Below are 26,877 nucleotides of genomic sequence, written 5' to 3'. Positions count from 1 at the left end.
TTAGGCGAATATTCCTATAACAAACTGGAATATACATATTTCAAAATCCAATTACTGGGATGGCTGCCAGCGCAGTTTGATGAGTTTGCCCGGGCCTTGCCGGACGTGATGGCAGTCCATGCCGATGCCTGCCGCAAACAGCAGCTCGCGTCCGGCGCTCACGATCGGCAACCTTCCGCGCTCCCACGCCGGCACGTTGCATGCCTGGTAGTGGTACTTGAGTCCGCGTGTTGGCCGGTTGTGCGCCGGCTTCAGGCGCTCGCCGCCTTTACGGAAATCGATCGTCAGTTGTTGCCCGCGCAACCACTCGGCATCGAAACCCTCCTCCGCCTCATCGAAATGCAGGGTTCCGCCGTAATCGGGGAACTCGATCTGCGCCTCGCCGCTCCAACGGAACAGCTGCCCTGCCTTCACGATGATGCCTTCATCGTCCGGGTCGCGCATGCCTGCTAGATCTGGCAATTTCGGCGTGATGTAGAGGCGGTCGCGGTGGCGGCGGATGTAGCAGTCGGGGTGCGTAACCAGCAGCTGGGCGTCGTGGCGGGCTTCCACCAGTTGCGTCACCATCTCGGCAAGCCATGCTGTCGATGGCATGCGCAGCGCGCGCGTGTGGAACCAGTGGCGCAGCATGTTGTAGGCGCGGTCCTGGCTCATCGTGCGCAGCTTGGCCACGTCGATCGAGTCGCCTTCGAGGCACTGCGACAGGTCTTGCACGGCCAGTTCGTTCAGCAGGCGTTGTGCCGACTGGGCGTGGGACGCGCTGCGCGCGAAGCGTTCCTGGAATCCAGGGAAGGCTTGCGCCAGCGCTGGCATCACCTGGTGCCGCAAGGCGTTGCGCGCGTAGCGTGGATGGGTGTTGGATTCGTCTTCGACGTAGCTGATGGCGTGCCCGGAGACATAGGCCTCAAGCTCAGCGCGCGAGACAGGCAGCAGCGGACGCGCCATCACAAGGTCGGGGTTGCCGAGCAGTTCGGGCGCAGCGTTGGCGCTGTCCATGCCTGACAGACCTGCCGTGCCGGAACCGCGCAGCAGTTGCAGCAGAACGGTTTCGGCCTGGTCGTCGAGGTGGTGCGCCGTCAGCATCAGGCGCACGCCATGCTCGCGCGCCATGTCGCCGAGTGCGGCGTAACGCAGCTTGCGGGCTGCGGCTTCGACGCCGGATTTGGTCTTTGCCAGCGTGACGCGGCGGGTGGCGAACCGGACGCCCAACGCTGCGCAGGCCTGTTCGCAGTGCGCCAGCCATGCATCCGCGTTCTCGCTGATGCCGTGGTGGACATGGAAAGCGTGCAGCGCAATGCCGTGCTCGCGCGCATACGCATGCGCCACGTGCAGCAGCGCCGACGAATCGAGGCCGCCGCTGTAGGCGATTGCGATGGAGGGGGTAACGACATCCGCGCGCAGCGCATCGAGCGCCCGCGCGAACGTTAGCGGGAGAGTTCCCGTTTGCTGCCGGCTCACTCTTCTGCCGGCGTCGTTTCTTTGAATTTGCCGTAGCTCATCAGCTTCTGATGACGGGCTTCGATCAGGTCCTTGGTCTTCATGCCATGGAACTGGCGCAGCGAATCGGCCAGTGCGCGCTTGAGCAGCACGCCCATCTGCTTCGGATCGCGGTGCGCACCACCCAGCGGCTCGCTGACGATCTTGTCGATCAGGCCCATTGCCTTCAGGCGATGCGCGGTCAGGCCCAGCGCGTCGGCTGCGTCGGATGCGCGCTCGGAGGTTTTCCAGAGGATCGATGCGCAGCCTTCCGGCGAGATCACCGAATAGGTTGCGTATTGCAGCATCAGCACGGAGTCGCCCACGGCAATTGCCAGCGCGCCGCCGGAGCCGCCTTCGCCGATGATGGTGGCGATCAGCGGCACTTTCAGTTCAGCCATCACGTACAGGTTGTGGCCGATCGCTTCCGACTGGCCGCGCTCTTCCGCGTCGATGCCTGGGAATGCGCCGGGAGTGTCGACAAAGGTGAAGATCGGCAGGCCGAATTTTTCAGCCAGCTTCATCAGGCGCATCGCCTTGCGGTAGCCTTCCGGCTTCGGCATGCCGAAGTTGCGCATGGCGCGTTCTTTGGTGTCGCGGCCCTTCTGGTGACCGATGACCATGCAAGCCTGGCCGTTGAAGCGCGCCAGGCCGCCGACGATCGACAGGTCGTCCGCATAGGAGCGGTCGCCGTGCAGTTCGTGGAAGTCGGTGAAGATCTCGTTCACGTAGTCCATCGTGTACGGACGCTGCGGGTGACGGGCGATCTGCGAAACTTGCCACGGCGTAAGCTTGGCGTAAATGTCTTTGGTCAGCTGCTGGCTCTTCTTGGCCAGGCGGTCGATCTCTTCGGAGATGTCGACGGCCGAGTCGTCCTGGACGAAGCGCAGCTCTTCAATCTTTGAATCGAGCTCTGCGATTGGCTGTTCAAAATTGAGGAAAGTTGTTTTAGTCATTATTACTCCGTGTTATTTCCAGGCCGACGCCGATACCTCGGGCGGCCGATTTTTCGCTATTCTACCGGAACCGGATCCAAACTACGCCATAAATACCACGTAGCAACTGTCCGCCATGGCTCCCAGTTGGCCGACACTTCGCGCGCATCGCTGCGGGAAACCGGTTCACCCGAGAAATAGTTCTGGCTGATGCCCTGGATCAGGCCGGGGTCGTCGAGCGGCAGGACATTTGGCCGGAGCAGATTAAATATCAGGAACATCTCCGCTGTCCAGCGTCCGATGCCGCGAATCTGGACCAGCTCGGCAATGACAGCCTCGTCTTCCATCTGGTCCCACTGGTTGGCATGCACGCGCTTGGCCTTGAAATGGTCGGCCAGGTCGAGGATGTATTCGGTCTTGCGCTTGGACAGGCCGCAGGCCGACAGCTGCTCGGCGCCAGCCTTGATGACTTGCGCCGGGGTGATTTTCGGGCAGACGATCAGCAGCTTGTTCCAGGCCGCGTCGGCGGCGCGCGCGGTCACCTGCTGGCCGACGACAGAACGGGCCAGCGTGGTGAACGGGTCGCCATGGCCGACCAGGTGCAGGTCGCCAAACTGGGGAATCAGCTTCTTCATGATGCGGTCGCGCTTCATGAGTTCGGCTTTCGCTTCCTCCCAGTACGGCGGCACTTCGAGAATCAGCGAGGTCGTGCCCGCTGTGTCCTTATGTAGCGCCATCATGCGCGGCGCCAGTTGGTCGTGCCATCCGGCTTGTCTTCCAGGACGATGCCGGCCGCCAGCAAGTCGGCGCGGATCTTGTCGGACTCGGCGAAGTTGCGCGCCTTCTTGGCGGCGGCGCGTTGCTCGATCATGGCAGCGATGGCAGCTTCCTTCAGGCCGCCCTCTTCCGCCACGCCAGCCTGCAGGAACTGCTGCGCAGTACGGCCAAGCAGGCCGATCACGCCGGCAAGCGCCTTGAACTGGCGAGCCAGTGCTGGCGACTTCGACTTGTTAACTTCCGAAGCCAGGTCAAACAGCGCTGCCACCGCGAGCGGCGTATTGAAGTCGTCATCCATCGCTTCGCGGAAGCGGACGGCATGCGCCTCTTCCCAATCAACGATGCATTCGCCCGAACCGATATCGACATCCGACAGCGCGGTGTAGAGGCGCGTCAGCGCCATGCGCGCGTCGTCCAGATGGGCGTCGGAATAATTGAGCGGGCTGCGGTAATGCGCGCGCAGGATAAAGAAGCGCACCACTTCGGCGTCGTACTTTTTCAGCACATCGCGGATCGTGAAGAAGTTACCAAGCGACTTGGACATCTTCTCGTTATCGACGCGCACGAAGCCGTTATGGATCCAGTAATTGGTCATCGGCTGGCCGAACGCGCCTTCCGACTGGGCGATCTCGTTTTCGTGGTGCGGGAACTGCAGGTCGGCGCCGCCGCCATGGATGTCGAAATGCTGGCCGAGCGTCGCGCACGACATCGCCGAGCATTCGATATGCCAGCCCGGACGGCCGCTGCCCCATTTCGATGGCCATTTCACTTCGTCCGGTTCGGATTCCTTCGACGACTTCCACAGCACGAAGTCGAGCGGGTCGCGCTTGCCGGTGTTAACGTCAACGCGCTCGCCCGCGCGCAGGTCGTCGAGCGATTTGCCCGACAGCTTGCCGTAGCCTGGGAAATTGCGGACGGCGTAATTGACGTCGCCGTCTTCGCCCTGGTATGCCAGGCCTTTTTGTTCGAGCAGTTCGATAATGCCCAGCATTTGCGGGACATAGTCGGTCGCATGCGGGACGACGTCGGGCGGCAGGATGCCCAGCGCGGTCGTATCCTCGTCCATGAACTTCTCGAAGCGCGAGACCAGTTGGGTAATCGATTCGCCGTTTTCCACTGCGCGCTTGATGATCTTGTCGTCGATGTCGGTGACATTGCGTACGTACTTGACCTCATAACCGGAGGCCTTGAGCCAGCGATAAATCACGTCGAAGGCCATCATCATCCGCGCGTGGCCGATGTGGCAGTAGTCATAGACCGTCATGCCGCATACGTACATGTTGACCTTACCGGCCTCGATCGGGATGAAAATCTGCTTGTCACGCGCCAGCGTGTTATAGATCTTTAATTGGCTCATCGGACTTTGCTTTACCGTGCTGTTTGTCGAGAGTGCAGGACGTTCGGGCAATAACGAAACCGGGCGCAGTCACCGCATGGGCGTGCGCCGGTAAAACGTGGCTTGCGTCGAGATCGTCAGTACCCTCTGTATTGTTCTTCTTGATAGAATGGGACGTTCTGCGCAAAGTATAGCATTGATAAAATACCGACTGGCCGCAACCGGGGCAGGTTTATTTTTCCGTGAAAGGCTTGACAGCCCACACGCGCCGCTGCAGCCCGCACCTCAACTGAAGGAAAACAAAATGCAAAAGACCCTGATGTTCCGCACGCCACTGCTGTCGCGCCTTGCCTTGTTCTGCGCCGGTATCACGCTCGCCGGCGCCGCGCTGGCCGCACCGGCGCCGCAGGTATCGATCAAAACCACGATGGGCGAAATCGTGATTGAGCTGGACCAGGAAAAAGCGCCTAAGTCGGTCGCCAACTTCCTCGGCTATGTCAAAAGCGGCTTCTATAAAGGCACCATCTTCCACCGCGTGATCGACGGCTTCATGATCCAGGCCGGCGGCTACGACGCCAAGCTGCAGCCCAAGCGCACCCGCAATGCGATTCCGCTCGAATCGAAGAACGGCCTGTCGAACGTGACCTATTCGGTGGCGATGGCGCGCGGCGACCGTCCAAATTCGGCCACCTCGCAGTTCTTCATCAACGTGGCCGACAATACGGGACTCGACTATCCGGGCTCGGACGGCAATGGGTATGCCGTGTTCGGCAAGGTCGTCAAAGGACAGGAAGTGGTCGACAAGATCAAGGGCGTGCTGGTCGACGACAAGCCAGGCTTCGAGAACGTTCCGGTGATTCCGGTGGTTATCGAATCGGCCAAAGTCGTCAAGGCTGTAAAATAACGCCTCAGCGCAGTATTCACCGAATAATAATTCAACTCACAGGAAAAACATCATGGCCGTACTGATCAAGACCAACATGGGCAACATTACTGTCGAACTCGACGCGGAAAAAGCACCGAAATCGGTTGCCAACTTCCTCGACTACGCCAAGAAGGGCCACTACAACAACACGATCTTCCATCGCGTTATCGGCAACTTCATGATCCAGGGCGGCGGTTTCGAGCCAGGCATGAAGCAGAAGCCTGCCGACCAGACCGTCGAGAACGAAGCCAAGAACGGCCTGAAGAACGAAGCCTACACGCTGGCAATGGCCCGCACCTCCGACCCGCACTCGGCATCGGCGCAGTTCTTCATCAACGTCACCAACAACAGCTTCCTCGACTATCCAGGCCAGGACGGCTGGGGCTACGCCGTGTTCGGCAAAGTTACCGAAGGCAAGGAAGTCGTCGACCAGATCAAGAAGGTCAAGACCAGCCGCAGCGGCATGTTCTCGGACGTACCGGTCGAGCCAGTCATCATCGAAAGCGTAGAAGTCATCTAAATGAGGTTCGGGCATTTGAATCGGGCAGCGTCGCGATGACAATGCCCCGCACGCTAGCGCTGTTCGTTTCAGACCTGCACCTGCAGCCCTCGCACCCTCGCAACGCCGAAGCGTTCCACCGCTTTTTGGCCGAGCGTGCGATGGGCTCGCAATCGCTGTACCTGCTCGGCGATCTGTTCGAGTACTGGGCCGGCGACGACGACCTCGACGCCCCCTTCCATCAATCCATCATTGCCGCCCTGCGCGCCGTCAGCGACGCCGGCGTTGCCGTGTATTGGATAGCGGGCAACCGCGACTTCCTGGTCGGCCAGGCATTTGCCGAGGCAGCCGGCCTCACCTTGCTGCCCGAGCCGCATGTCACCGACATCGGCGGCCAGCGCATCACGCTCGTGCACGGCGACGCCGAATGCACGGCGGACACCAAATACATGGAATTCCGCGCCCAGGTAAGGCAGCCGGCGTGGCAACAGCAGTTCCTCGCAATGCCGCTGGCGCAGCGCAAAGCCATCATCGCGGGCCTTCGCGAAGGCAGCCGCGAAGCGCAAGGCGCCAAGTCGTACGAGATCATGGATGTCACGCCCGATGCCGTGAGCGACTTGTTCGACCGCACTGGCAGCAACGTCATCATCCACGGCCACACCCACCGCCCCGCCCTGCACCAGCAAGGCCAGCGCCGCCGCTTCGTGCTGCCGGACTGGGAAGTGGACGCCGAACCGCCGCGCGGAGGCTGGATTTCCATCGATAGCGAAGGCGCGATCAGGCGTCACGGACTGGACGGCAAGCCCCTGGATTGATCAAAAACCCCGTGCGATGATAATGATTATCATTTATCATTGAGGTTCGATACTTCATCCATCAGGGTTAGCCATGAACATGTTCCGACTCGGCGCCATCGCCGCCCTCTTTGCGGCCAGCGCAAACGCAGCCTTCGCACAGCAAAACGAACTCAACCTCTATTCGGCCCGTCACTACCAGACTGACGAAGCGCTGTACTCGAACTTCACCAAGCAGACCGGCATCAAGATCAACCGCATCGAAGCGGGCGAAAACGAACTGCTGGAACGGATCAAGACCGAAGGCGCCAACAGCCCGGCCGATGTGTTCATCACGGTGGACGCGGCGCGCCTGGCAAAGGCAGACGAACTGCAGCTGTTCACGCCGTGGAAATCGAAAGCGCTAGAATCGCGCATCCCAGCACACCTGCGTACCGAGGACTGGATCGCTTTTTCGACGCGTGCGCGGGTAATCGTCTACAACAAGGCCACGGTGAATCCGGCCGATGTGCAGACTTACGAGGACCTCGCCAATCCAAAGTTAAAGGGCAAGGTATGCGTGCGGTCCGGATCGCATCCATACAACCTGTCGCTGGGCGCAGCACTGATTGAACATATCGGCGCCGAGAAGACCGAGGCCTGGGCCAAGGGCCTGGTGGCCAACTTCGCGCGCTCGCCGAAGGGCGGCGACACCGACCAGATCAAATCCGTCGCTGCCGGTGAATGCGGCGTGGCGCTGGCCAACAGCTACTACGTCGCGCGCATGCTGCGCTCCGAGAAGCCAGAGGATAAAAAGATCGCCGCCAATTTCGGCGTCGTGTGGCCGAACCAGAAGAGCACTGGCGCGCATATCAATGTGTCGGGCGGCGGCATCCTGAAGCACGCTCCGCACAAGGAAGCAGCGATCAAGTTCCTTGAATACCTGGCGTCGGACCAGGCGCAGGTCTACTTCGCGGACGGGAATAACGAGTGGCCGGTCGTGCCGAACGTGAAGGTAAAAAATCCGGGGCTGGAAGCGATGGGCGCGTTCAAGGCAGACACGATCCACGTCGGCAAGCTGGCGAAGAACCAGGCCGCGGTGCAGAAGATCTTTGACCGGGCCGGCTGGAAGTAAAAACCGCCGCGGTTTTACCCAGGGCGGATAAGCGGAGGCTCGGCGCCCCCGCTTATCCGCCCTAAGTTTTCCTGCTCCGCGCGATCTGCCACGACATCAGGACCAGCGGCAGCACGCCCACCCCGACAATGGCCAGGGCCGCCGTCGACGCCTCCGCCAGGCGCTCGTCCGACGCCAGCGTAAAGGCCTGCGTGGCCAGCGTATCGAAGTTAAACGGCCGCATGACCAATGTGGCCGGCAGCTCCTTCATCACATCCACAAACACCAGCAGCCCCGCAGTCAGCAAGCTCCCGCGCAGCAGCGGCAGGTGAATCTTGCGCAGCGTGGCCGCGTGCCCGAAACCGAGCGAGCGCGAGGCATCGTCCATGGTCGGCGTGATCTTCGCCAGGCTGGTCTCCACGGTCTGCAGCGACACCGCCAGGAAACGCACCAGATACGCATACACCAGCGCTCCTATGCCGCCGGTCAGCAGCAAGCCCGGCGCGTACCCGGTCAGGGCCTGCACCTGTCCGGACAGCCATGTATCGAGCCGCGTCACCGGAATCAGAATCCCGACCGCGATCACCGATCCCGGCACCGCATAGCCAAGGCCGACAAAGCGGTTGATCACCTTCGGCAGCAAGGCGCCGGTCAGGCGCGCCGAATAGGCCAGCAGCACGGCCACCACCACCGCCGCAAATGCGGTTACCGCCGCCAGCACGAAGCTGTTGCGCGACAGCTGGATGAAGCGTTCGCCAAACTGCGCATCGCCCTCGGACAGCGCCATATGCAGCAAGGCGCCGCCGGGAATCAGGAATCCGAGCGCAAGCGGCAGCAGGCACACAAGCACGGCGCCTGCCGCCCGCATGCCATGCAGCCGGTAGCCCGGCATCGGCCGGTTGCGTCCAGTCGTGTTATGGAAGCGCGCGCGCCCGCGCGACAGCCGTTCGAAGAACAGCACCATCGCCACAAACCCGAGCAGCAGTGCCGCCAGCTGGGCCGCCGCAACGCGGTCGCCCAGCGAGAACCACGCGCGGTAGATACCGCTGGTGAAAGTCGGCACGCCGAAATAGGTGACCGCGCCGAAGTCGGCCAGTGTCTCCATCAGCGCCAGCGCGGCGCCGGCCGCAATCGCAGGCCGCGCCAGCGGCAGGGAAACGCGGAAGAAGTTCGCCCACGGCCCGAGCCCGAGCGAGCGCCCTGCTTCGAGCATGCCGCTTGCACGCTCAAGGAAGGCGGCGCGCGCCAGCAGGTAGACATACGGGTAAAGCACGAACACGAACACCAGGCAGGCGCCGCCAACGGTACGGATGTCGGGGAACCAGTACTGGCCGGGAACGAGCTCGAAGGTCTCGCGCAGCCATGTTTGCACGGGCCCGACAAACTGCAGCAGGTCGGTGTAGGCATACGCCATCACGTAGGCCGGCACGGCCAGCGGCAGCACCAGCGCCCATTCGAAAATGCGGCGCCCCGGAAAATCGTGGATGCTGACCAGCCAGGCGGTCGATACGCCCACCACGATCACGCCGATGCCGACGCCGGCGCACAGGATCAGGGTATTGACGATGTAATCGGGAAGGACAGTAGACGCCAGGTGGCTCCACGTGTCCCCGGCGCCTGCCAGCAGCAGGTTGGCGGTGACGCTCAGGATCGGCACCGCGATCAGCGCGGCAACGAGCATGGCAGCGACAACCAGCGCCGGAAATCCGCGGCGCATGTGACGCTTCATGTTGAAAAGCCCAGGTGTGTGCAAGGTCAATCCTGAAAATGAGAATTATAATTGATTACTCGCCAACACCGGACCCGCCATGCCCCTGCTCGAACTGAAAGACATCTCATATGCCCACGGCGCCCACGTGGTGGTCGACCACCTGTCGTTCCAGCTGGAGCCTGGGCAGATCGGCTGCCTGCTCGGCCCCTCGGGCTGCGGCAAGACCACGGTACTGCGCTGCATCGCCGGTTTCGAGCATGCCAGCGCGGGCGAGATCTTCCTGGCCGGCAGCCTGATTGGCAGTGTGGACAGGCATGTGCCGGCCGAGCAGCGTTGCATCGGCATGGTCTTCCAGGACTATGCGCTGTTCCCGCACCTGAGCGTCGCGGCCAACGTCGGATTCGGACTGAGCGAGCTGGGCGCAGAGGCGCGGAGCGAGCGCGTCGCCGGACTGCTTGAAACGGTCGGCCTTGCGGGACAGGACCAGAAGTACCCGCACGAACTGTCCGGTGGCCAGCAGCAGCGCGTGGCGCTGGCGCGCGCGCTGGCGCCGCGTCCGCGCTTGCTGCTGCTGGACGAGCCGTTTTCGAACCTCGACGTCGACCTGCGCGAGCGCCTGGCGATCGAGGTGCGCGACATCCTGAAGGCCGAGGGCACCACGGCCATCCTCGTCACGCACGACCAACACGAAGCGTTTGCCCTGGCCGACCAGATCGGGGTGATGTACGAGGGCCGCATCCAGCAGTGGGACGCGCCGTACAACCTGTATCACCGGCCGGTAAACCGCTTTGTCGCCGACTTTGTCGGCCAAGGCGTGTTTTTGCCGGGCACCGTCGTTGAACCCGGCAAGATCCAGGTTGAACTTGGGGTGCTGCCATCGGATACCGGCACGGCCGAAGTCGGCGCGATGGTCAGGGTGCTGCTGCGGCCTGACGATGTGGTGCATGACGACGCCAGCGAGCAGAAGGCCGAGGTGGTCGCCAAGGCCTTCCGCGGCGCCGAGTTCATGTACACCCTCAAACTGCCGAGCGGCGAGCAGTTGCTGTCGCTGGTGCCGAGCCATCATAACCACGCCATCGGCGAGCAGATCGGCATCCGCCTCGCCATCGACCACGTGGTCGCCTTCCCTGCGCCGCCGCTGGACTAGTCGCGAGGTCACAGACAGCAATCGGCGGATGACGCTGCGCTCTTCCGCCCTACGTGATCGTGGACCGTAGGGCGGAAGAGCGAAGCGTCATCCGCCGAATTTGCGCATTCCTCCTGTTCAAAAATAAGTTGACAAGCTTTTTTCTAGTGTTATAGTTCACTACAACACCACTTAATCACAACACCTCAGCACTGGAGGAATCATGGTTCACCAAGCTGCAACCCCACCAAGGAGAGTCGGCAATGACTATCGGCTGGAATGACAACACACCTATCTACCGCCAGCTCAAGGAGCGGGTCGTCGGCATGATGCTTGACGGCGTCCTCAAGGCTGGCGACGCCCTGCCCTCCGTGCGCCAGATCGCCGCGGAATACCAGCTCAACCCAATCACCGTTTCGAAGGCATACCAGGAACTGGTGGACGATAACCTAGTAGAAAAAAGAAGGGGAATTGGCATGTACGTTACCGAAGGTGCAAGTGAAAAACTGCTCGCCAGCGAGCGTGAACGCTTCCTGAGCGAAGAATGGCCAGCCATGGTCGAGCGCATCCGCCGCCTTGGCCTGAACCTGGAGCAGTTGCTGCTGCCAACAGCGCCGGGAGGTGCGGCATGACTGCCGTGATGTCGGCGCGCGGCATGACCAAGCGCTACGGCAAGCGGGTGGCGGTCGATGACATCAGCTTCGACATTCCAGCCGGCCGCATCGTCGGCCTGATCGGCCCTAACGGCTCAGGCAAAACCACCACCCTGAAGGCGGCGCTGGGCCTGGTGCCGTTCGAAGGCCAGCTGTCGGTCCTCGGCCTCGACCCGCGCACCCAGCGCGATGAACTGATGCAGGACGTGTGCTTCATCGCCGACGTGGCGATCCTGCCGAAGTGGCTGCGAGTGCGCGAAGCGATCGACTTTGTGGAAGGCGTGCACCCGCGCTTCAACCGCGAGAAGGCCGAACGCTACATCGCCGCCACCAAGCTGACGCCCGACATGAAGGTCAAATCCATGTCGAAAGGGATGATCGTCCAGCTGCACCTGGCGCTGGTGATGGCGATCGACGCCAAGCTGCTGGTGCTCGATGAGCCGACCCTGGGCCTGGACATCATGTACCGCAAGCAGTTCTACCAGAACCTGCTGGAAGATTACTTCGACGAGCACAAGACGATCGTCATCACGACGCACCAGGTGGAAGAAGTCGAGCACATCCTGACCGACCTGATGTTCATCCGCGAAGGGAAGATCGTGCTGGCAGCGTCGATGGACGAAGTTGGCGAGCGCTATACCGAAGTGATGGTCCCCGGCGACAAGCTCAATGCGGCCAACGCGCTGCAGCCGATCGACCAGCGCACCGTGTTCGGCAAGTCGGTGATGCTGTTCGACGGCGTGCCGCGCCAGCAGCTCGCCGCCCTCGGTGAAACCCGTAACCCAAGCGTCGCCGACCTGTTCGTAGCGACCATGAAAGGAAGCTACGCATGAAAACGATGAAATGGCTGGTCCAGCGCGAGTTCTGGGAACATAAAGGCGCGATCTTCTGGGCGCCGATCGTGGTCGCCGGCGCGATCGTGCTGTTCATCGGGGGCACCATCATGTACGCCATCAGCATGGGCAAGTTTGGCGGCGAGATCACCATCAACGGCCGCGAGGCCAACATGACGATGGCGTTCAACAGCTTGTCGCCGCAGGACCAGGAGATGTTTGTCAACGCGATGTCGACCGGGTACATGGCCGCAGCCGCGCCGCTCTACATCATGCTGAGTGTGGTGGTCTTCTTCTACTGCCTGAGCGCGATGTTCGAGGAACGCCGCGACCGCAGCATCCTGTTCTGGAAATCGCTGCCGGTGTCGGACCAGCAGACCGTGCTGTCGAAGGTCGCGACCGCCCTGATCGTCGCCCCGCTGATCACGATTGGCGTCGCCAGCTTCGCGTCGGTACTGATCCTGCTGATCACCTGCGCTGCGATGGGCTTCAACGGCATCAACCTGTTCGGTGCGGTCTTGTCTTCCCCGCAGGTCTACCTGGCGCCGCTGCAGGTGCTCGGGATGCTGCCGGTGTATGCGCTGTGGGCGCTGCCGACAGTCGGCTGGCTGCTGATGGTGTCGGCCTGGGCGAAATCGAAGGTTTTCCTGTGGGCGGTCGGTACGCCGGTCATCGCGATCATCATCGTCAAATGGGCTGAGAAGCTGCTTGGCACGGGGATGAATGCCGACTGGTTCATCCAGAACGTGGTCGCCCGCGGCCTGCTTGGCCTGCTGCCTGGCGCATGGTTCGGCTTCGAACAGGTTCAGCCTGAGCTGCTGACCGCTGGCCGCACGATGAGCTTCGGTAACGTCTTTGCGCAGTCGTGGACGACGCTGGCCGCACCGAGCGTCTGGATCGGCGTCCTCGTAGGTGGCTTGATGATCTTCGCAGCGATGCGCCTGCGCCGCTGGAAGGACGAAGGCTAAGCCGTCTGCCAAAAACGCGTCGTTCCCGCGTATGCGGGAACCCATACCAGGCCGGCCTGGTGGCTTGAGTCGCTTCCTGACTGGTCGTCCGAGCTATGGGTTCCCGCTTACGCGGGAACGACGTTGTACAGGTTTTTTTATTCGAACTGGCGTTTGAAGTTTTCGAACTGTGCCTTCAACTCGTCCACCTCGCTGCGCAAGGCGGCCACTTCCTGCTCAAGCTGCGCGGTCCGGCCTCCCGATGCGGGCGCCGAGATCGAGCCGAACGCCGACTCCTCCCGCGCAAGCGCAGCTTCCCCACCGAGCAGCTGGCCATAGCGCGGCTCCTTGGTTCCAGGCGCCAGCGCGAGGCGCGCGACGACCGGCGGGTATTTATCGATCAGGAACTGCAGCGCCGATTCGACTTCCGCCACAGATTTGAATTCGTGGATACGGCCGCTGCGGGTTCGGATTTCGCCCGCCGTTTGCGGCCCGCGCAGCATCAGGATCGTCAGCACGGCAAGCTTGTCCTGCTCCAGCGTCCACTTGATGCGCATGCGGTGCTCATACTTGGTCACGCGCGCACCGGCCTGGGTGATGCCGTTGACGTACTTGCGCTGCATGAGCCGCTGCAGCACTTCGGCCACCGTCTCTTCCGACAAGTGCATCACCGGGTCGCGGCTGGACAGCTGGTTGCAGCCGTTGGTCAGCGCATTGAGCGACATCGGGTAGTTGTCAGGCGTGAGGGCTTCTTTTTCGGCGAGTACCGCCAGGACGCGGATCTCGAACGGATCCAGCTCGGCGGCGCTGTCCGCGCCGCCAGTTGATTCTTCAGTAGTCATCGATGTCCTTATTCGACCAGTTTGTTCAACTCTGCCGAATCCAATTTATCACACTCGGGCATCTGTGGGCAGGCGATCCCGGCCGCCTTCAGGGTCGCCATCATGCGTTCCATCAGGTCGTCCTGGCGTGCGGCGTGGTTGATCAGGCCGTGCAAGGCCTTGGACAGCGGGTCGTCGCCATTCGGCGTGACGCCGTAGGCCGAGAACATGTGGGCGCTGCGCACGTTGTCGTCCTTGCGCACGATGTGTGCCGGATTGCCCACCGCGGTCGCGCCTGGCGGCACCGGCTTGATGACCACCGCGTTCGACCCGACCTTGGCGTATTCGCCGACGGTGAACGCGCCCAGCACCTTGGCGCCGGCGCCAATGATCACGCCGCGCTCAAGCGTCGGGTGGCGCTTGGTTCCGCTGTGCAGCGAGGTGCCGCCCAGCGTGACGCCCTGGTAGATGGTGCAGTCGTCGCCGATGACTGCGGTCTCGCCGATCACCACGCCGAAGCCATGGTCGATGAAGACGCGGCGGCCGATAGTGGCGCCGGGGTGGATCTCAATGCCGGTGATGATCCGCGCCAGGTAGGACGTGAAACGGCCCAGCCACTTGAGGTTGGCGCGCCAGAAAGCGTGTGCCCAGCCGTGCATCATGATGGCCTGGAAGCCCGGATAACAAGTGATCACTTCCCATGCGTTGCGGGCGGCAGGGTCACGTTCAATGATGCTCTTGATATCGTCGCGGAGCTTGGAAAACATAGGAGGAAGGACAGAAAATGTTGCGATGCAATCATGGTAGCGCATTCGCTCCATGCTTGCTTACGAGGGGTCAAGAATGGCCGCCCCGTCACTCCCGCGCAGGCGGGAATGACGCTCAGGGCAGCGGGCGCGGCGCGATTGCCTAGCCTTCTTTGCCCATCCGCTGGCGGCGTGCCTCGTACAGGCAGACGCCCGAAGCGACAGACACGTTCAGGCTCTCGACCGAGCCGAACATCGGGATGCTGACGAGAACGTCGCAGGTCTCGCGGGTCAGGCGGCGCATGCCCTCGCCTTCCGAACCCATCACCAGCGCCGCAGGGCCGGTGAAGTCGGCTTCGTACAGGCCGCGGTCCGCATCGTCGGACGTGCCGATCAGCAAGATGTCGCGCTCTTTCAGCTCACGCATGGTGCGCGCGAGGTTGGTAACGGTGATGTAAGGCACGGTTTCGGCAGCGCCGCTGGCGACTTTGGCCGCGGTGGCGTTCAGTCCGACCGCGCGGTCTTTCGGCACGATCACCGCGTGCGCGCCGACGCCGTCGGCAACGCGCAGGCAGGCGCCCAGGTTGTGCGGGTCGGTGATGCCGTCGAGGATCAGCAGCAGCGGCGGACCTTCGATGGCATCGAGCAGTTCGTCCAGGTTGCGCGCGAGCGCCAGCTGGCTGGCGAACGCGATCACGCCCTGGTGGCGGCGGGTTCCGACGATCTTGTCGAGGCGTGCCGAATCAACCGGCATCACGCGCACGCCGGCCGCCTTGGCGCCGGCGATCAGGTCGTGCATGCGGCGGTCATTGCGGCCCGCATCGACAAAGATCTCTTCCACCGATGAAGCCTCGTGACGCAAACGCGAGGTCACCGCATGGAACCCGAAAATCATTTTGTTTTTCATTTCTTGTTATCGCTTCTTATTGCTAGTTTTGGATGCTGCTTTTTTTGCTGGACGCTCTGCTGCCTTCTTTGCCGCCGGCGCTGCTGCTTTCGCGCGCTTCTTTGGCTTGGCTGGCGCCTGTTCTGGTTCTTCTGCTTCAACGAGCTGGTAGCGCGACGAATTATCGCCGCCCTGCTTGCGCGACTTGGCCGGCTTGGCGTCAAGCGCCTTGTGCGCGGCGCTCTTCGGCTTGCCCACCCCCGTGTCGGCAGTGGCGCTCGAACCTGCGAGCACCAGGTCGATCTTGCGAGCCTCAAGGTCAACGCGCGAGACCTGCACGGTGACGCGGTCGGTCAACTGGAAGCGCTTGCCGGTGCGTTCACCGCGCAGCTCATGGCGCGCTTCGTCGTACTGGAAGTAGTCGCCACCGAGTTCGGTGATGTGCACCAGCCCTTCAACGTACAGCGCATCGAGCTGCACGAAGATGCCGAAGGTGGTCACGCCCGAGACGACGCCGGTGAATTCCTCGCCCAGCTTGTCCTTGATGAAGAAGCACTTGAGCCATGCTTCGACATCGCGCGAGGCTTCGTCGGCGCGGCGTTCGTTGGCCGAGCAGTGCACGCCAAGGGCGTCCCAGATGGTCAGGTCTTTTTCCTGCTTCTGCGTGCCGGCCGCCTTGTCCTTGGCCTGCTGCTTGCGCGTGGCGTTCGATACGGTGGTGTTCAGGCCGGCCAGGTCGATGCCTTTCGGCTCGTACTTCTTGCCGAGCAAAATGGCCTTGATGGCGCGGTGCGTCAGCAAGTCCGGGTAGCGGCGGATCGGGCTGGTGAAGTGGGCGTAAGCCTCGTACGCCAGGCCGAAATGGCCGATGTTGTCGGGGCTGTAGACCGCCTGCTGCATCGAGCGCAGCAGCATGGTTTGCAGCAGCGGCGCGTCCGGGCGCTCCTTCACCTGCTTCATCAGTTCGGCGTAGTCGTTCGCGGTCGGCTTGTCGCCGCCATTCAGGTTCAGGCCAACCTGCTTGAGGAAGGTGCGGACCTGGGTCAGCTTCTCTTTGGTCGGCGACGCGTGGATGCGGTAGGTGCCCGGATGCTTGTGGCGTTCCAGCAGGTCCGCCGCGCAGACGTTCGCCGCCAGCATGCATTCTTCGATCAGGCGGTGCGCATCGTTGCGGGTGCGCGGGATGATCTTTTCGATCTTGCCCAGCGAGTTGCAGACGATGTAGGTTTCTGTGGTCTCGAAATCGATCGCGCCGCGTGCGGTACGTGCCTTGAGCAGCGCGTGGAACACGTCGTTCAGGTTCAGCAGGTGCGGCACGATGGCCGGACGGCGCGCCGCCTCGGGGCCAGCGGTATTGCCGAGGATGTCCGCGACTTCGTTGTACGTCAGGCGTGCAGCCGAGTGAATGACCGCCGGGTAGAACTGGTAAGCCTGGATCTCGCCCTGGCTCGAAATGACCGCGTCGCACACGAGCGTCAGGCGGTCGACCGCAGGGTTCAGCGAGCACAGGCCGTTCGACAGCTTCTCGGGCAGCATCGGGATCACGCGGCGCGGGAAGTACACCGAGGTGCTGCGCTCAAGCGCATCGGCATCGAGTGCATCGTTCGGCTTGACGTAGTGGCTGACGTCGGCAATCGCGACGATCAGGCGGAAGCCGTTGTCTTTGCCCAGCTGGACCGGCTCGCAGTAGACCGCATCGTCGAAGTCGCGCGCGTCTTCGCCGTCGATGGTCACCATCGGCACGTCGCGCAGGTCGACACGGTCGGCCAGGTCGGCGTCGCGCACTTCGGATGGCAGCTTGTTGGCGGACTTCAGCGCGGCGGCCGAGAAGATGTGCGGCACGCCGAACTTGCGCACGGCGATTTCGATTTCCATGCCGGGGTCGTCAAGCTCACCCAGCACTTCAACGATTTTGCCGACCGGCTGCTTGAAGCGGGCCGGCTGTTCCAGCAATTCGACGCTGACGACCTGCCCTGCCTTGGCCTTGCCAGTCGAGCCCGATACCAGGATGTCCTGGCCGATGCGCTTGTCTTCCGGCGCGACGACCCAGGCATCGTTCTCCTTGAGCAGGCGGCCGATGACGTGGGTGTTGGCGCGGGTGACGACTTCGACGATGGTGCCTTCAAGGCGGCCGCGGCGGTCAGTGCCGGTGACTTTCGCGAGTACGCGGTCGCCGTGCAGGACCTTCTGCATTTCTTTGTCGCTCAGGAACAGGTCTTCGCCCGGGGCATCCGGGATCACGAAACCGTAACCGTCGCGGTGCGCGCTGACCTTGCCGCTGATGAAGCCGGACTGGTCTGCCAGCACATAAGTGCCGTCTTCTGAAGAGCGGATCTGGCCGTCGCGTTCCATTGCGTTGAGGCGGCGCGAAAGCACGCCCAGTGCGGACGACTTTACCTTGAGCATGCTGGCGATCGAATCGACGTCGAGCGCGGCAACTGCGGAACGGAAAATGCCGAGAATTTCCTCGCGGCTAGGAATGGTATGTGTAGGTTGGTTCAAATCGTTTTCTGTAATTATTTTTGGCGGCAGCGGCGCAGCATGCGCAGTGGTTGCCGACACAGTGAATATATTGACACGGTGATATGCGTAGTGTAACGGAAGGCCGCAGGATTCGCCTAACGAAGCGTGCTCGAAAAATACCGTGGCGAGAGCTTTGACATTTCAAATTGTTCCGCCTATAATTTTGGTCTTTCGCGGCGACGGTAACGTTGCAAGCGAAGAGCAGCAGGAGTATCAGGCGGTAGCAGCGCGGCGATAACGAAAGTTAATCTGGCGCAAAACTGCAAAGCCTAGTATGATAGCACAAGTCGGCGGCAACGCCGGATGTAGCAAAGCAGCAGCAGTGCCCACGTGGCGGAATTGGTAGACGCGCATGGTTCAGGTCCATGTGCCGCAAGGTGTGGGGGTTCGAGTCCCTCCGTGGGCACCACTCTACCGGATGTATTTCCGTAGTCTTGCTCTTGCGCCGTGATCATCGGATTACGGCGTTTTAGTTTGGCGATAAATAATGCTGTTGTTGATGTCGTAGTATCAGTGCCCACGTGGCGGAATTGGTAGACGCGCATGGTTCAGGTCCATGTGCCGCAAGGTGTGGGGGTTCGAGTCCCTCCGTGGGCACCACTCTACCGGATGTATATTCCGAATTTGTATGCCGCAAAACGCCGTAATCTTTGTAAAAGGATTACGGCGTTTTGCGTTGCGCCGTCCAATCCGCATGAACCGCCTTGTGCCGTACGCTTGACTTGAATCACAGACAGGCTATGCTCAGCAACATGAAACCCCTCATTCGCACTTGTCTTGCCTTGCTGACCGCCAGCCTGGCTGCGGCCGCACTGGCTGCGCCGGCGCCATGGTTCCAGTGGCGCAGCAAGCTCGACGGCAAACTGGTTTGCTCGCAGACCCCGCTTGGCCCGGGCTGGGAGAAAGCCACCGGTCCTTATCGTGACAGCCATTGCACAAAGTTAATCGCCGGTAAATAATAGAAAAAACGTATTGGAGAAAACAGAAAGTCGTCGTCCCGCCGCATCAATCAACCGAGGAGAAGTTAATGTTTACGAATCCCGAACAATTTGCATCCGCCACCAAGACGCTTTTCGAACTCCAGATGACCACTTTTAACGCGCTGACCAGCAAGGCGGTCGATGGCGTGGAGCAGGTCCTCGCGCTCAACATGGCTACCGCAAAGAACTCGGTCCAGGGTTCCATGGCTGCCGGTAAGGAAATCAGCGAAGCCAAAGACCCGAAAGCGGCAATGGATGCAGCCGCTTCGCAGGTCCAGCCGGCCGTCGGCGGCGCGGTCGCCTACGGCGAACAGCTGAAGGTCATCATCGACGACATCCACAAGGAGTTCACCGAGGCGGCCGACCATCACATGGCCGAAGCGAAGAACACCCTGTCGGCGCTGATCTACGACGTCACCAAGAACGTCAAGCCCGGGTCCGAAAATGCGGTCGACGTCATCAAGGCCGCCATCGACAATGCCTTCAAGGGCTACGAGGAAGTCACCAAAGCGACGCGCGAAGCGGTGAAAACCGTGGAACAGGAAATCGCCAAGGCCACCGCGCAAGTGAACGCCGCAAAGACAGACAAGCAGGCATAACAGCACCCTGCCATCCCCGCAGCGAATGAAAACGCGGGCCGCCCTTCGGGACGGTCCGCGTTGTCGCATGCGGGCACATAAAACAACAACAAGGAGACTGCATGAGCAATTTCATTACGCTGCTACCGACGCTGCTGATCGGCGCCCTCGCCCTGATCATGTTCGGCCTCGGGCTGTCGCTCACCATTGGCGACTTCCGCCGGCTGCTTGGCCACCCTAAAGCCGTAATCCTGGCCTTGGTGCTGCAGGCGGTGGTGCTACCGGCGATCTGCTACGGCCTGATCGTGGGGCTGGGCGTGGCGCCGGTGTTCGCGGTCGGCCTGATGCTGCTGGCCGCCTCGCCGGGCGGCGTATCGGCCAACCTGTTCAGTCATCTGTTCGGCGGCAACGTGGCGATGAATATCTCGCTCACTGCCATCAATACCCTGCTCTCCATCGTCAGCCTGCCACTGATCGCGAACTTCGCCATCGAGACCTTTGCCAAATCTGGCCAGGTGGTGCCGATGCAGACCGGTAAGGTGATCGAAGTAATCGGCATCGTGCTGGTGCCGGTCGCCGTCGGCATGTTCGTCAAGAGCCGCGCGCCCGCATTCGCCGCGCGCATGGATGCGCCGATGAAGCGTTTTTCGATGGTGGTCCTGGCCGCGCTGGCGATCATTGCCATCGCCAAGGAATGGACCGCGATGACGACATCATTCGCCTCGATCGGACTGGCAGTGGTAGCGTTCAACGCCATCAGCCTGGGCATGGGTTACTACGTGCCGCGCCTGATGGGCCTCGACAAGCCGAATGCCATCGCGATCGGCTATGAGATCGGCATCCATAATTCCACGCTGGCGATTTTCGTGGCGCTGTCGGTGCTGGGCGACTTCCAGCTGATGCTGCCGGCTGCGATTTACTCGGTCAGCATGTATGTGCTGGCGACCGCGTTCGGCTTCCTTGTTCTGGGCAGGAAGCGCGCCGTGGTTGGGGCGCCTGCTTAATTCCTTTGTAACCCGAGCAGTTCCTCGATGTGGGCAAACGCGGATTCGTCCTTGATGACGCCGCGTAGCCATACATGGAGCGGCTGCTCGCCCCACGCCGCCGCCTTGTCCGCCAGGTAGGCCACGGGGCTGTGCGGTTCGGTGCGGCGGAAGTACTCGGCCACCTGCCGCAGCTGCGCGATGGCGTGGGCGCGGGTGTGAAGCGGGCCTTGTCCGAGCTGGCTTTCATGCGTGGCCGGCGCCATCGCCATTGTCCTGTCGGAGGCCTGCCCTGCCACACCGGCTGACGGCCCTAAAGAATGAATGACGCTGTCGAGCGCTGACCGGGCTGCCGAAAAGCCGGGGCCATCGGCGCCGAGGCGCTCGTCCACGACCTTTTCCAGCCGGCCGACCGCCTCGGCACAGTGCGCGACTGAAGCCGCGTCCGGGTCCGGCATGTCCTTCACCAGCTGCGGCAGGCGCGCGGCAATCCAGCACAGGTTACCGATACGCTGCTCGAAGGAGCCCTCGTCCGGCAACGGATGCAAATGGTGCCAATAGCGTTCGCACAGCGCCGCCACCAGCATCAGGCTGTCGCCCAGTCCCTGGAACGACGACGTCCTGGCTGACGCCTCGGCCAGCCACACCGCCAGCCGCAAGTCCTTGCTGCTTTTCTCGATCAGCTGGGCGCAGCGCGCCGCCACAAACTTCCAGTCGGCTTCTTTCAGGCTGGTGACCCAGGCACCCTGCTCCAAGGTCGGGTCATCGGCCTGCCGCGCCTTCGACACCGCATCGACCTCGGGCGAGAATGCGATGTCCTCGCCGCATGGCGACTCGTCGCTGATCGGCGCGAGCAGCTGCTCGATATTGAGCATGGCTTTCTCCTTACGCTGGTTCGACGGCGTACTTGAACTTGCCGGCCTTGGTGGCGCCCACTTTGATGGCCGACATCGCCCTGCCTTCTGCCATCCGCGCCAGCACGGTGCCGGCAATTTCGGGCAGCAGCGTGCCGTTCAGGATGGTGTCGACATTGCGTGCGCCCGAATCGACTTCGGTGCACCGGGCAAGGACCGCCTCGATCAGCGAATCGTCGTAGCGGAACTCGGCCTGGTGGTTGCTGGCCACGCGGCGCTTGATGTGGTCCAGCTTGAGCCGGATGATATTGGCCAGCACATCGTCCGGAATCGGATAGAACGGCACCACGGTCAGGCGCCCCAGGAAAGCGGGCTTGAAGTGCTTGACCAGCTGCGGGCGGATCAGCTCCGCCAGTTGATCCGGGCCAGGCACCTCCGATGAGCTTTTGTTCAGGCAGGCCTGCATGATCTGCGATGACGCAGCATTCGACGTACAGATGATGATCGTGTTGCGGAAGTCGATTTCGCGCCCTTCGGCATCGTCCAGCACACCTTTGTCGAACACCTGGAAAAACAGTTCGAGCACGTCAGGGTGGGCCTTTTCGATTTCGTCGAGCAGCACCACGCTATACGGATTGCGGCGCACGGCCTCGGTCAGAACTCCGCCCTCGCCGTAGCCGACGTAGCCCGGCGGCGAACCTTTCAGGCCCGAGACGCTGTGCGCTTCCTGGTACTCGCTCATATTGATGGTGATGAGCTTGCGCTCCCCGCCATACAACAGGTCGGCCAGCGCCAGCGCGGTTTCGGTCTTGCCCACGCCCGAGGTGCCGACGAACAGGAACACGCCTTTCGGTTTGTTCGGGTCGTCCAGGTTGGCGCGCGAGGTGCGCACGCGCTGGGCGACGACGGCGCTGGCGTGCGCCTGGCCGAGGATGCGTTCATCCAGCAGTCCCTGTAAATTCATCACCGTTTTGATCTCATCCTTGACCATGCGGCCGAGCGGGATGCCGGTCCAGCTGGCGATGATCTCCGCCACTACGTGTCCGTCGACCTGCACCGGCACCAGCGGCGCTTCGCCCTGCACCGCGCGCAGTTCTTCGACCAGATTGCGCAGCGCGCCGGTGTCGCCCCTGCCGCCGCTTTCCTCCAGCCGGCTGCGCAGGCGCTTGATCTCGGCGCAGATCGACTGCTCCTTCTCCCAGCGTGCGCGCTGGCGGTCCTGCTCTTCGGTCGCCTCGACCCGCCGGGCGCGCAGCAGCGCGAGCTTGGGGCCGTGGTCTGCGCCGGCCGCTTCCTCGCGCGCCAGCGCCGCGGCTTCGGCGTCGATCCGCTCAAGCATGCGCATGCCAGTTTCGATCAATGCCGGCGTCGCGTTCTGGCCCAGCGCCACCTTGGCACAGGCGGTATCGAGCACGCTGATCGCCTTGTCCGGCAGCTGGCGTCCGCTGATGTAGCGGTGCGACAGGCGAACAGCTTCGGTGATGGCGTCGTCGTAGACGCGCACGTTGAAGTGTTTCTCCATCAGCGGCGCCATCCCGCGCAGCATCGCGCAGGCGGTCTCCTCGCTCGGCTCCTCCACCTTGATCACCTGGAAGCGGCGCGCCAGCGCGGCGTCCTTCTCAAAGTACTTCTTGTATTCGCCCCAGGTGGTGGCAGCCACGGTGCGCAGTTCGCCGCGCGCCAGCGCAGGCTTGAGCAGGTTGGCCGCATCGTTCTGGCCGGCCGCACCGCCGGCGCCGATCATCGTGTGCGCCTCGTCGATGAACAGGATGATCGCGCGAGGGCTCTTTTTCACCTCGTCGATCACGTTCTTCAGGCGGTTTTCGAAATCGCCCTTGACGCTGGCGCCGGCCTGCAGCAGGCCCATGTCGAGCGTGTGGATCTCGGTTTCGCGCAGCACTTCCGGCACGTCGCCGCTGGCAATGCGCAGCGCCAGGCCCTCGACCACGGCGGTTTTGCCGACGCCCGCTTCGCCGGTCAGGATCGGATTGTTCTGGCGCCGGCGCATCAGGATGTCGATCGCCTGGCGGATCTCCGGATCGCGGCCGATCACCGGATCGAGCTTGCCGTCGCGCGCCCGCTGGGTGAGGCAGGTGGTGAACTGGTCCAGCGCAGGCGTCTTGCCCGGTTCGGTCGCGGCCAGTTCGCCCACCGGGTCTGCCCCGCCCTGCTGCTGCGATTCGGGCCGCGACTCGCTTGACCCGCGGGTCAGCTTGTCGAAGTCGTGCTTCAGGCGGTCGAGCGGAATCTGCGCAAACAGGCGCGAGCCGCGGTGCGCCAGCTGCGACAGTTCCGGCTCGGTCAGCAGCGCCAGCAGCAGGTGGCCGCTGCGGATCTGGTTCGGCTGGCCGTTGCCGAGGGAGGCAATCAGCCAGGCGTGTTCAAACAGGGTTGGCAGGTGGCGCGAGAACACGGGGGTGCGCGCGCTGCCGGCCTGGAAGCGGCCGATCTCGTTGCGCAGGTCGGTCTCCAGCCCGGTCAGGCTGATGCCGCATTGGTACACGATGCGCACGAAGTCGCTGTTTTGCTGCTCCAGCAGCGCAAGGAACAGGTGCTCGACATCGACTTCGTACTGGCCCAGTCCGACACAGATGTTCGCCGCTCGCGTCGCCGCAGTACGCGTCGTGTCATTCAGCTTGCCGATCAGGGTTTTCAGGTTGATGTCCATCGCGGGGAGGTCCTTATGGGAGAGCGTTGGTGACGGCGCCGCCGATGACGACGGCGAGAAGGCCGATCAGCGTTAGGTACTTCTTCATGCGCACCCGTTCGAGGATGTCACGCGTAAGAGTTCTCATGGGGGTTCCAGGCGCGCCCGCACGTCCGCGGCTGTGATTGTCGCGGACGCGCGGGCGCATGATCAGGCGATTTTGTTTGACGACAGGTCCCAGCCGCCCGAGGTGTTGCCACCGGAGCCGCCGCCGACCTTTTGCTGGGTGTATTTCCACTTCACTTTCGAGAACTTGATGCCGAGCTGCTCGGTCAGGATGTCGCCCTCGCCCACCGCCGGGCTGACGTCGCCGATCAGGACATTCTCCAGCTCGATCTCGAAATACTTGATGCGTTCGCCCTGGCCGTCCGCGCGCATGAATTCAAGCTTGGCGCGCGGGATGGTCTTGCCCGACGAACAGGTCTGCAGCAGGATCGGCGTGGCCAGGTCGGCCAGTTTCGCGACCTGGATCTCGCTGTGCTCGCAGCGTTCGGCCGTGTGGCCCCCGCCCGTCGATGCCGTGGCCGACTTTGGCTGGCTCACGCTCCAGGACACCGATTTGCACTCGATCCAGTCGCGGTGTTTGTCGTCGGTCGACTCGCCCTTGATGCCATCGATCTGCAGATATACGTCAATTGCCATGTTGAACTCCTAATGTGGGTGGGATGGTTCAGTTTTTGGTCGACTGCGGCAACTCCGCGACCAGTCGGAGCGAAACGGACAGCTCGTCGAGCTGGAAATGCGGACGCAGGAAGGAGACGGCGCGGTAGACGCCCGGTCGGCCCGGCACCTCGCTGACCTGCACGCTCGCTTCGCGCAGCGGGAACTGGGCCTTCTGGTCCTGGCTCGCGTTGTCGTCAAGCAGCACGTACTGGGTCAGCCAGCGGTTGAGGAATTCTTCGACGTTCGATGCGGCCGAGAAGCTGCCGATCTTGTCGCGCATCATGGCTTTCATGTAATGCGCGATGCGCGAGACGGCGAAGATGTATTGCAGCTGCGACGACAGCACGGCGTTGGCGTTGGCCGCCTCGTTGGCGTATTTGCGCGCCTTCTGTGCGGACTGGGCGCCGAAGAAGGCCGCGTAGGCCGTGTTCTTGCAATGGACCAGCGAGATGAAGCCGAGGTCGGACAATTCTTTCTCGCGGCGGTCGGTGATCGCCAGTTCCGTCGGGCACTTGAGCGCCACTTCGCCTTCGTCGGTCTTGAAGGTGTGGGTCGGCAGGTTTTCGACCAGCCCGCCGCCTTCGACGCCGCGGATGGCCGCGCACCAGCCGTAGTTTTCGAACGCGCTGGTCAGCTTGGTGGCGAAGGCATACGCCGCGTTACACCAGAGGTATTTGTGGTGGTCGGTGCCGTCGACGTCTTCGACGTAATTGAAACCCTCGGTAGTGATCCCGTCGACCGGGTTGAACGGCAGGCGACCGAGGAAGCGCGGCAGGGTCAGGCCGACATAGCGCGAGTCTTCCGATTCGCGGAAGGCCTTCCACTTTGCGTATTCGACCGTATCGAACACCTTGGCCAGGTCGCGCGGCTTGCTCAGGTCGCCGTAGCTTTCCAGGCCGAACAGCTCCGGCGAGGCCGAGGTGATGAAGGGCGCGTGCGCGGCGGCGGCGACGTGCGACATCTGCTCGATAAAATACATGTCTTCCGGCTGGCGCGAGATCTCGAAATCACCGATCAGCGTGCCGTAGGGCGCGCCGCCGAAGGTGCCGAATTCCTCTTCGTAGACCTTCTTGAAAATCGTGCTCTGGTCAAATTCGAGCGCGGACTGGAAGTCTTTCACCAGTTCCTTCTTGGTCGCATTCATCATGCGGATCTGCTGGTTGGCGCCGGTGGTCGAGTTCTGGACCAGGTAATGCAGGCCGGCCCAGCTGCGTTCGAGCTTCTGGAACTCGGGCGCGTGCATGATCGCGCTGAGCTGCTCGGAGATCATGCGGTCGATCTCGGCCACACGCGCGTCGAGCGTGGCCGACAGGTTGTTCGACATGACGACGGTGCCATCCATCACCTGGCTGACCAGCTCCGAGATGAGGTCGCGCGCACGCTCATGTTCGCTGGTCGACTTGGCCACGCGGCTCTGTTCGACGATCTGGTCGAGCAGGCTGGTGTCGAGCTCAACGGCCTGGGCGGATTTGGTATCCTGGAGGACGGCTGACATTATTTGCCCTCCGCAGGTTTTGCCTTGCGCAGGCCGTCGAGTTTCTCGGTATTGCTAAGCACATCGCTGAGGATGTCTTCCAGCTTGTCATTGCCGGCGAGCTTGTTGCGCAGGTCGGCAAGCTTGGTGCGCGCTTCAAGCAAGCCCTTTAGCGGAGCAACCTGCTGGACGACGGATTCAGGACGGAAGTCGGCCATCTCGCGGAACTGGAGCTTGACGGCGAACTCGCCGCCCTCCCCGCTCAGCTGGTTCGGCACGCGGAACTGGGCGACCGGGGCCACGCCGCCCAGCACTTCGTCGAAGTTGCTGGCGTCGACGTTGACGAAGTTGCGGTCCTTCAGGCGCTTTCTCTCGACATCGGGATTGTTGCCGAAGTCACCCAGCACGCCAGTGACGAACGGCAGCTCCTTGTTTTCGATGGCGTCGCCGACTTCGACGTCGTAGGTCATCTGCACGCGGGGCGCGCGCACTTTTTGCAGACGCTTCTGCACACTATCATTTTTGGCCATGACAACTCCGAGGGGTGGCTGGAAAGT

The 26,877-nt window shown here is 62.4% G+C and carries 25 protein-coding genes and 2 tRNA genes; 13 read left to right on the top strand and 14 right to left on the bottom strand.

Annotated elements, in window-relative coordinates; translation table 11 throughout:
* Positions 1-51 precede the first annotated feature (51 nt).
* Genes tilS through cysS form a run of 4 tightly spaced genes read right to left on the bottom strand, consistent with a single transcriptional unit; the run spans position 52 to position 4,545 of the window.
* Entirely contained in the window at positions 52-1,458 is a 1,407-nt protein-coding gene (gene tilS, locus LMJ30_RS14860; RefSeq protein ID WP_229433119.1) for a tRNA lysidine(34) synthetase TilS, read from the bottom strand.
* Positions 1,455-2,432 carry an acetyl-CoA carboxylase carboxyltransferase subunit alpha gene (locus LMJ30_RS14855; protein ID WP_229433118.1) on the bottom strand — a complete coding sequence of 326 codons (978 nt, stop codon included), beginning with the start codon at positions 2,430-2,432 and terminating at the stop codon, positions 1,455-1,457. The genes tilS and LMJ30_RS14855 overlap by 4 nt, the downstream gene beginning before the upstream one ends.
* A 56-nt stretch (positions 2,433-2,488) precedes the next feature.
* Positions 2,489-3,148, bottom strand: a complete 660-nt coding sequence (locus tag LMJ30_RS14850; protein WP_229433430.1) for a DNA-3-methyladenine glycosylase family protein — start codon at positions 3,146-3,148, stop codon at positions 2,489-2,491.
* On the bottom strand, positions 3,148-4,545 hold the full coding sequence (gene cysS, locus LMJ30_RS14845) for a cysteine--tRNA ligase (protein ID WP_229433117.1): 1,398 nt from the start codon (positions 4,543-4,545) through the stop codon (positions 3,148-3,150). Before cysS ends, LMJ30_RS14850 begins: the two co-directional genes overlap by 1 nt.
* 283 nt (positions 4,546-4,828) lie before the next feature.
* Here cysS and LMJ30_RS14840 point away from each other — a divergent pair, with 283 nt between their 5' ends.
* From LMJ30_RS14840 to LMJ30_RS14825, 4 genes are all read left to right on the top strand, one after another.
* Complete coding sequence (locus LMJ30_RS14840; RefSeq protein ID WP_307729345.1) at positions 4,829-5,428, top strand: peptidylprolyl isomerase; 600 nt, start codon at positions 4,829-4,831, stop codon at positions 5,426-5,428.
* 52 nt (positions 5,429-5,480) lie between these two features.
* Positions 5,481-5,969, top strand: a complete 489-nt coding sequence (locus LMJ30_RS14835) for a peptidylprolyl isomerase (protein ID WP_229433116.1) — start codon at positions 5,481-5,483, stop codon at positions 5,967-5,969.
* A 35-nt stretch (positions 5,970-6,004) separates the two neighbouring features.
* Entirely contained in the window at positions 6,005-6,763 is a 759-nt protein-coding gene (locus LMJ30_RS14830) for a UDP-2,3-diacylglucosamine diphosphatase (protein WP_371873021.1), read from the top strand.
* A 79-nt stretch (positions 6,764-6,842) separates the two neighbouring features.
* On the top strand, positions 6,843-7,856 hold the full coding sequence (locus tag LMJ30_RS14825) for a Fe(3+) ABC transporter substrate-binding protein (RefSeq protein ID WP_229433426.1): 1,014 nt from the start codon (positions 6,843-6,845) through the stop codon (positions 7,854-7,856).
* 61 nt (positions 7,857-7,917) lie between these two features.
* On the opposite strand, the gene LMJ30_RS14820 is transcribed toward LMJ30_RS14825, so the two are convergent.
* Positions 7,918-9,552, bottom strand: a complete 1,635-nt coding sequence (locus LMJ30_RS14820) for an ABC transporter permease (RefSeq protein ID WP_229433114.1) — start codon at positions 9,550-9,552, stop codon at positions 7,918-7,920.
* Between the two features lie 91 nt (positions 9,553-9,643).
* Between LMJ30_RS14820 and LMJ30_RS14815 the strand changes: the two genes are divergently transcribed.
* The 4 genes from LMJ30_RS14815 to LMJ30_RS14800 all read left to right on the top strand — a co-directional run bounded on the left by LMJ30_RS14815 (position 9,644) and on the right by LMJ30_RS14800 (position 13,126).
* Positions 9,644-10,693: an ABC transporter ATP-binding protein gene (locus LMJ30_RS14815; RefSeq protein WP_229433113.1), complete on the top strand. Its 1,050-nt coding sequence runs from the start codon at positions 9,644-9,646 to the stop codon at positions 10,691-10,693.
* Positions 10,694-10,935: 242 nt separating this feature from the next.
* On the top strand, positions 10,936-11,304 hold the full coding sequence (locus LMJ30_RS14810; protein ID WP_229433112.1) for a GntR family transcriptional regulator: 369 nt from the start codon (positions 10,936-10,938) through the stop codon (positions 11,302-11,304).
* The gene (locus LMJ30_RS14805; protein ID WP_229433111.1) at positions 11,301-12,158 is read left to right on the top strand and encodes an ABC transporter ATP-binding protein; all 858 of its coding nucleotides are present in this window, start codon (positions 11,301-11,303) and stop codon (positions 12,156-12,158) included. Before LMJ30_RS14810 ends, LMJ30_RS14805 begins: the two co-directional genes overlap by 4 nt.
* The gene (locus tag LMJ30_RS14800; RefSeq protein WP_229433110.1) at positions 12,155-13,126 is read left to right on the top strand and encodes a hypothetical protein; all 972 of its coding nucleotides are present in this window, start codon (positions 12,155-12,157) and stop codon (positions 13,124-13,126) included. Before LMJ30_RS14805 ends, LMJ30_RS14800 begins: the two co-directional genes overlap by 4 nt.
* 137 nt (positions 13,127-13,263) lie before the next feature.
* Here the strand turns inward: LMJ30_RS14800 and LMJ30_RS14795 are convergent, their stop codons facing one another.
* The 4 genes from LMJ30_RS14795 to rnr form a co-directional block, all read right to left on the bottom strand.
* Positions 13,264-13,947: a YceH family protein gene (locus tag LMJ30_RS14795; protein ID WP_229433109.1), complete on the bottom strand. Its 684-nt coding sequence runs from the start codon at positions 13,945-13,947 to the stop codon at positions 13,264-13,266.
* 8 nt (positions 13,948-13,955) lie between these two features.
* The gene (gene cysE, locus LMJ30_RS14790) at positions 13,956-14,693 is read right to left on the bottom strand and encodes a serine O-acetyltransferase (protein WP_229433108.1); all 738 of its coding nucleotides are present in this window, start codon (positions 14,691-14,693) and stop codon (positions 13,956-13,958) included.
* Between the two features lie 142 nt (positions 14,694-14,835).
* A complete protein-coding gene (rlmB, locus tag LMJ30_RS14785) occupies positions 14,836-15,579 on the bottom strand; it encodes a 23S rRNA (guanosine(2251)-2'-O)-methyltransferase RlmB (protein WP_229433107.1) in 744 nt (247 codons plus the stop codon).
* Positions 15,580-15,585: 6 nt separating this feature from the next.
* Positions 15,586-18,060, bottom strand: a complete 2,475-nt coding sequence (gene rnr / locus LMJ30_RS14780) for a ribonuclease R (protein ID WP_229433106.1) — start codon at positions 18,058-18,060, stop codon at positions 15,586-15,588.
* A 345-nt stretch (positions 18,061-18,405) separates the two neighbouring features.
* On the opposite strand from rnr, the gene LMJ30_RS14775 reads away from it, so the two are divergent.
* From LMJ30_RS14775 to LMJ30_RS14755, 5 genes are all read left to right on the top strand, one after another.
* A tRNA-Leu gene (locus LMJ30_RS14775) sits at positions 18,406-18,490 on the top strand.
* A 106-nt stretch (positions 18,491-18,596) separates the two neighbouring features.
* A tRNA-Leu gene (locus LMJ30_RS14770) sits at positions 18,597-18,681 on the top strand.
* Positions 18,682-18,833: 152 nt separating this feature from the next.
* Positions 18,834-19,040, top strand: a complete 207-nt coding sequence (locus tag LMJ30_RS14765) for a hypothetical protein (protein WP_229433105.1) — start codon at positions 18,834-18,836, stop codon at positions 19,038-19,040.
* A 68-nt stretch (positions 19,041-19,108) separates the two neighbouring features.
* Positions 19,109-19,660: a phasin family protein gene (locus LMJ30_RS14760; RefSeq protein WP_229433104.1), complete on the top strand. Its 552-nt coding sequence runs from the start codon at positions 19,109-19,111 to the stop codon at positions 19,658-19,660.
* Between the two features lie 101 nt (positions 19,661-19,761).
* Positions 19,762-20,643, top strand: a complete 882-nt coding sequence (locus LMJ30_RS14755; RefSeq protein ID WP_229433103.1) for a bile acid:sodium symporter family protein — start codon at positions 19,762-19,764, stop codon at positions 20,641-20,643.
* Here the strand turns inward: LMJ30_RS14755 and tssA are convergent.
* From tssA to tssB, 5 genes are all read right to left on the bottom strand, one after another.
* Entirely contained in the window at positions 20,640-21,497 is an 858-nt protein-coding gene (gene tssA, locus LMJ30_RS14750) for a type VI secretion system protein TssA (RefSeq protein ID WP_229433102.1), read from the bottom strand. The genes LMJ30_RS14755 and tssA overlap by 4 nt on opposite strands.
* Positions 21,498-21,507: 10 nt before the next feature.
* Positions 21,508-24,144, bottom strand: a complete 2,637-nt coding sequence (tssH, locus tag LMJ30_RS14745) for a type VI secretion system ATPase TssH (RefSeq protein ID WP_229433101.1) — start codon at positions 24,142-24,144, stop codon at positions 21,508-21,510.
* A 189-nt stretch (positions 24,145-24,333) separates the two neighbouring features.
* On the bottom strand, positions 24,334-24,825 hold the full coding sequence (locus LMJ30_RS14740; protein ID WP_229433100.1) for an Hcp family type VI secretion system effector: 492 nt from the start codon (positions 24,823-24,825) through the stop codon (positions 24,334-24,336).
* Positions 24,826-24,853: 28 nt separating this feature from the next.
* A complete protein-coding gene (gene tssC, locus LMJ30_RS14735; protein ID WP_229433099.1) occupies positions 24,854-26,341 on the bottom strand; it encodes a type VI secretion system contractile sheath large subunit in 1,488 nt (495 codons plus the stop codon).
* On the bottom strand, positions 26,341-26,850 hold the full coding sequence (gene tssB, locus LMJ30_RS14730) for a type VI secretion system contractile sheath small subunit (protein ID WP_229433098.1): 510 nt from the start codon (positions 26,848-26,850) through the stop codon (positions 26,341-26,343). The genes tssC and tssB overlap by 1 nt, the downstream gene beginning before the upstream one ends.
* Positions 26,851-26,877: the final 27 nt, after the last annotated feature.

Origin of the sequence: Massilia agrisoli (assembly GCF_020831365.1) — a bacterium.
Lineage (GTDB): Bacteria > Pseudomonadota > Gammaproteobacteria > Burkholderiales > Burkholderiaceae_D > Telluria_A > Telluria_A agrisoli.
The sequence above is the reverse complement of the archived record's forward strand: the minus strand, read 5'-3'. Positions and strand labels throughout refer to the sequence as shown.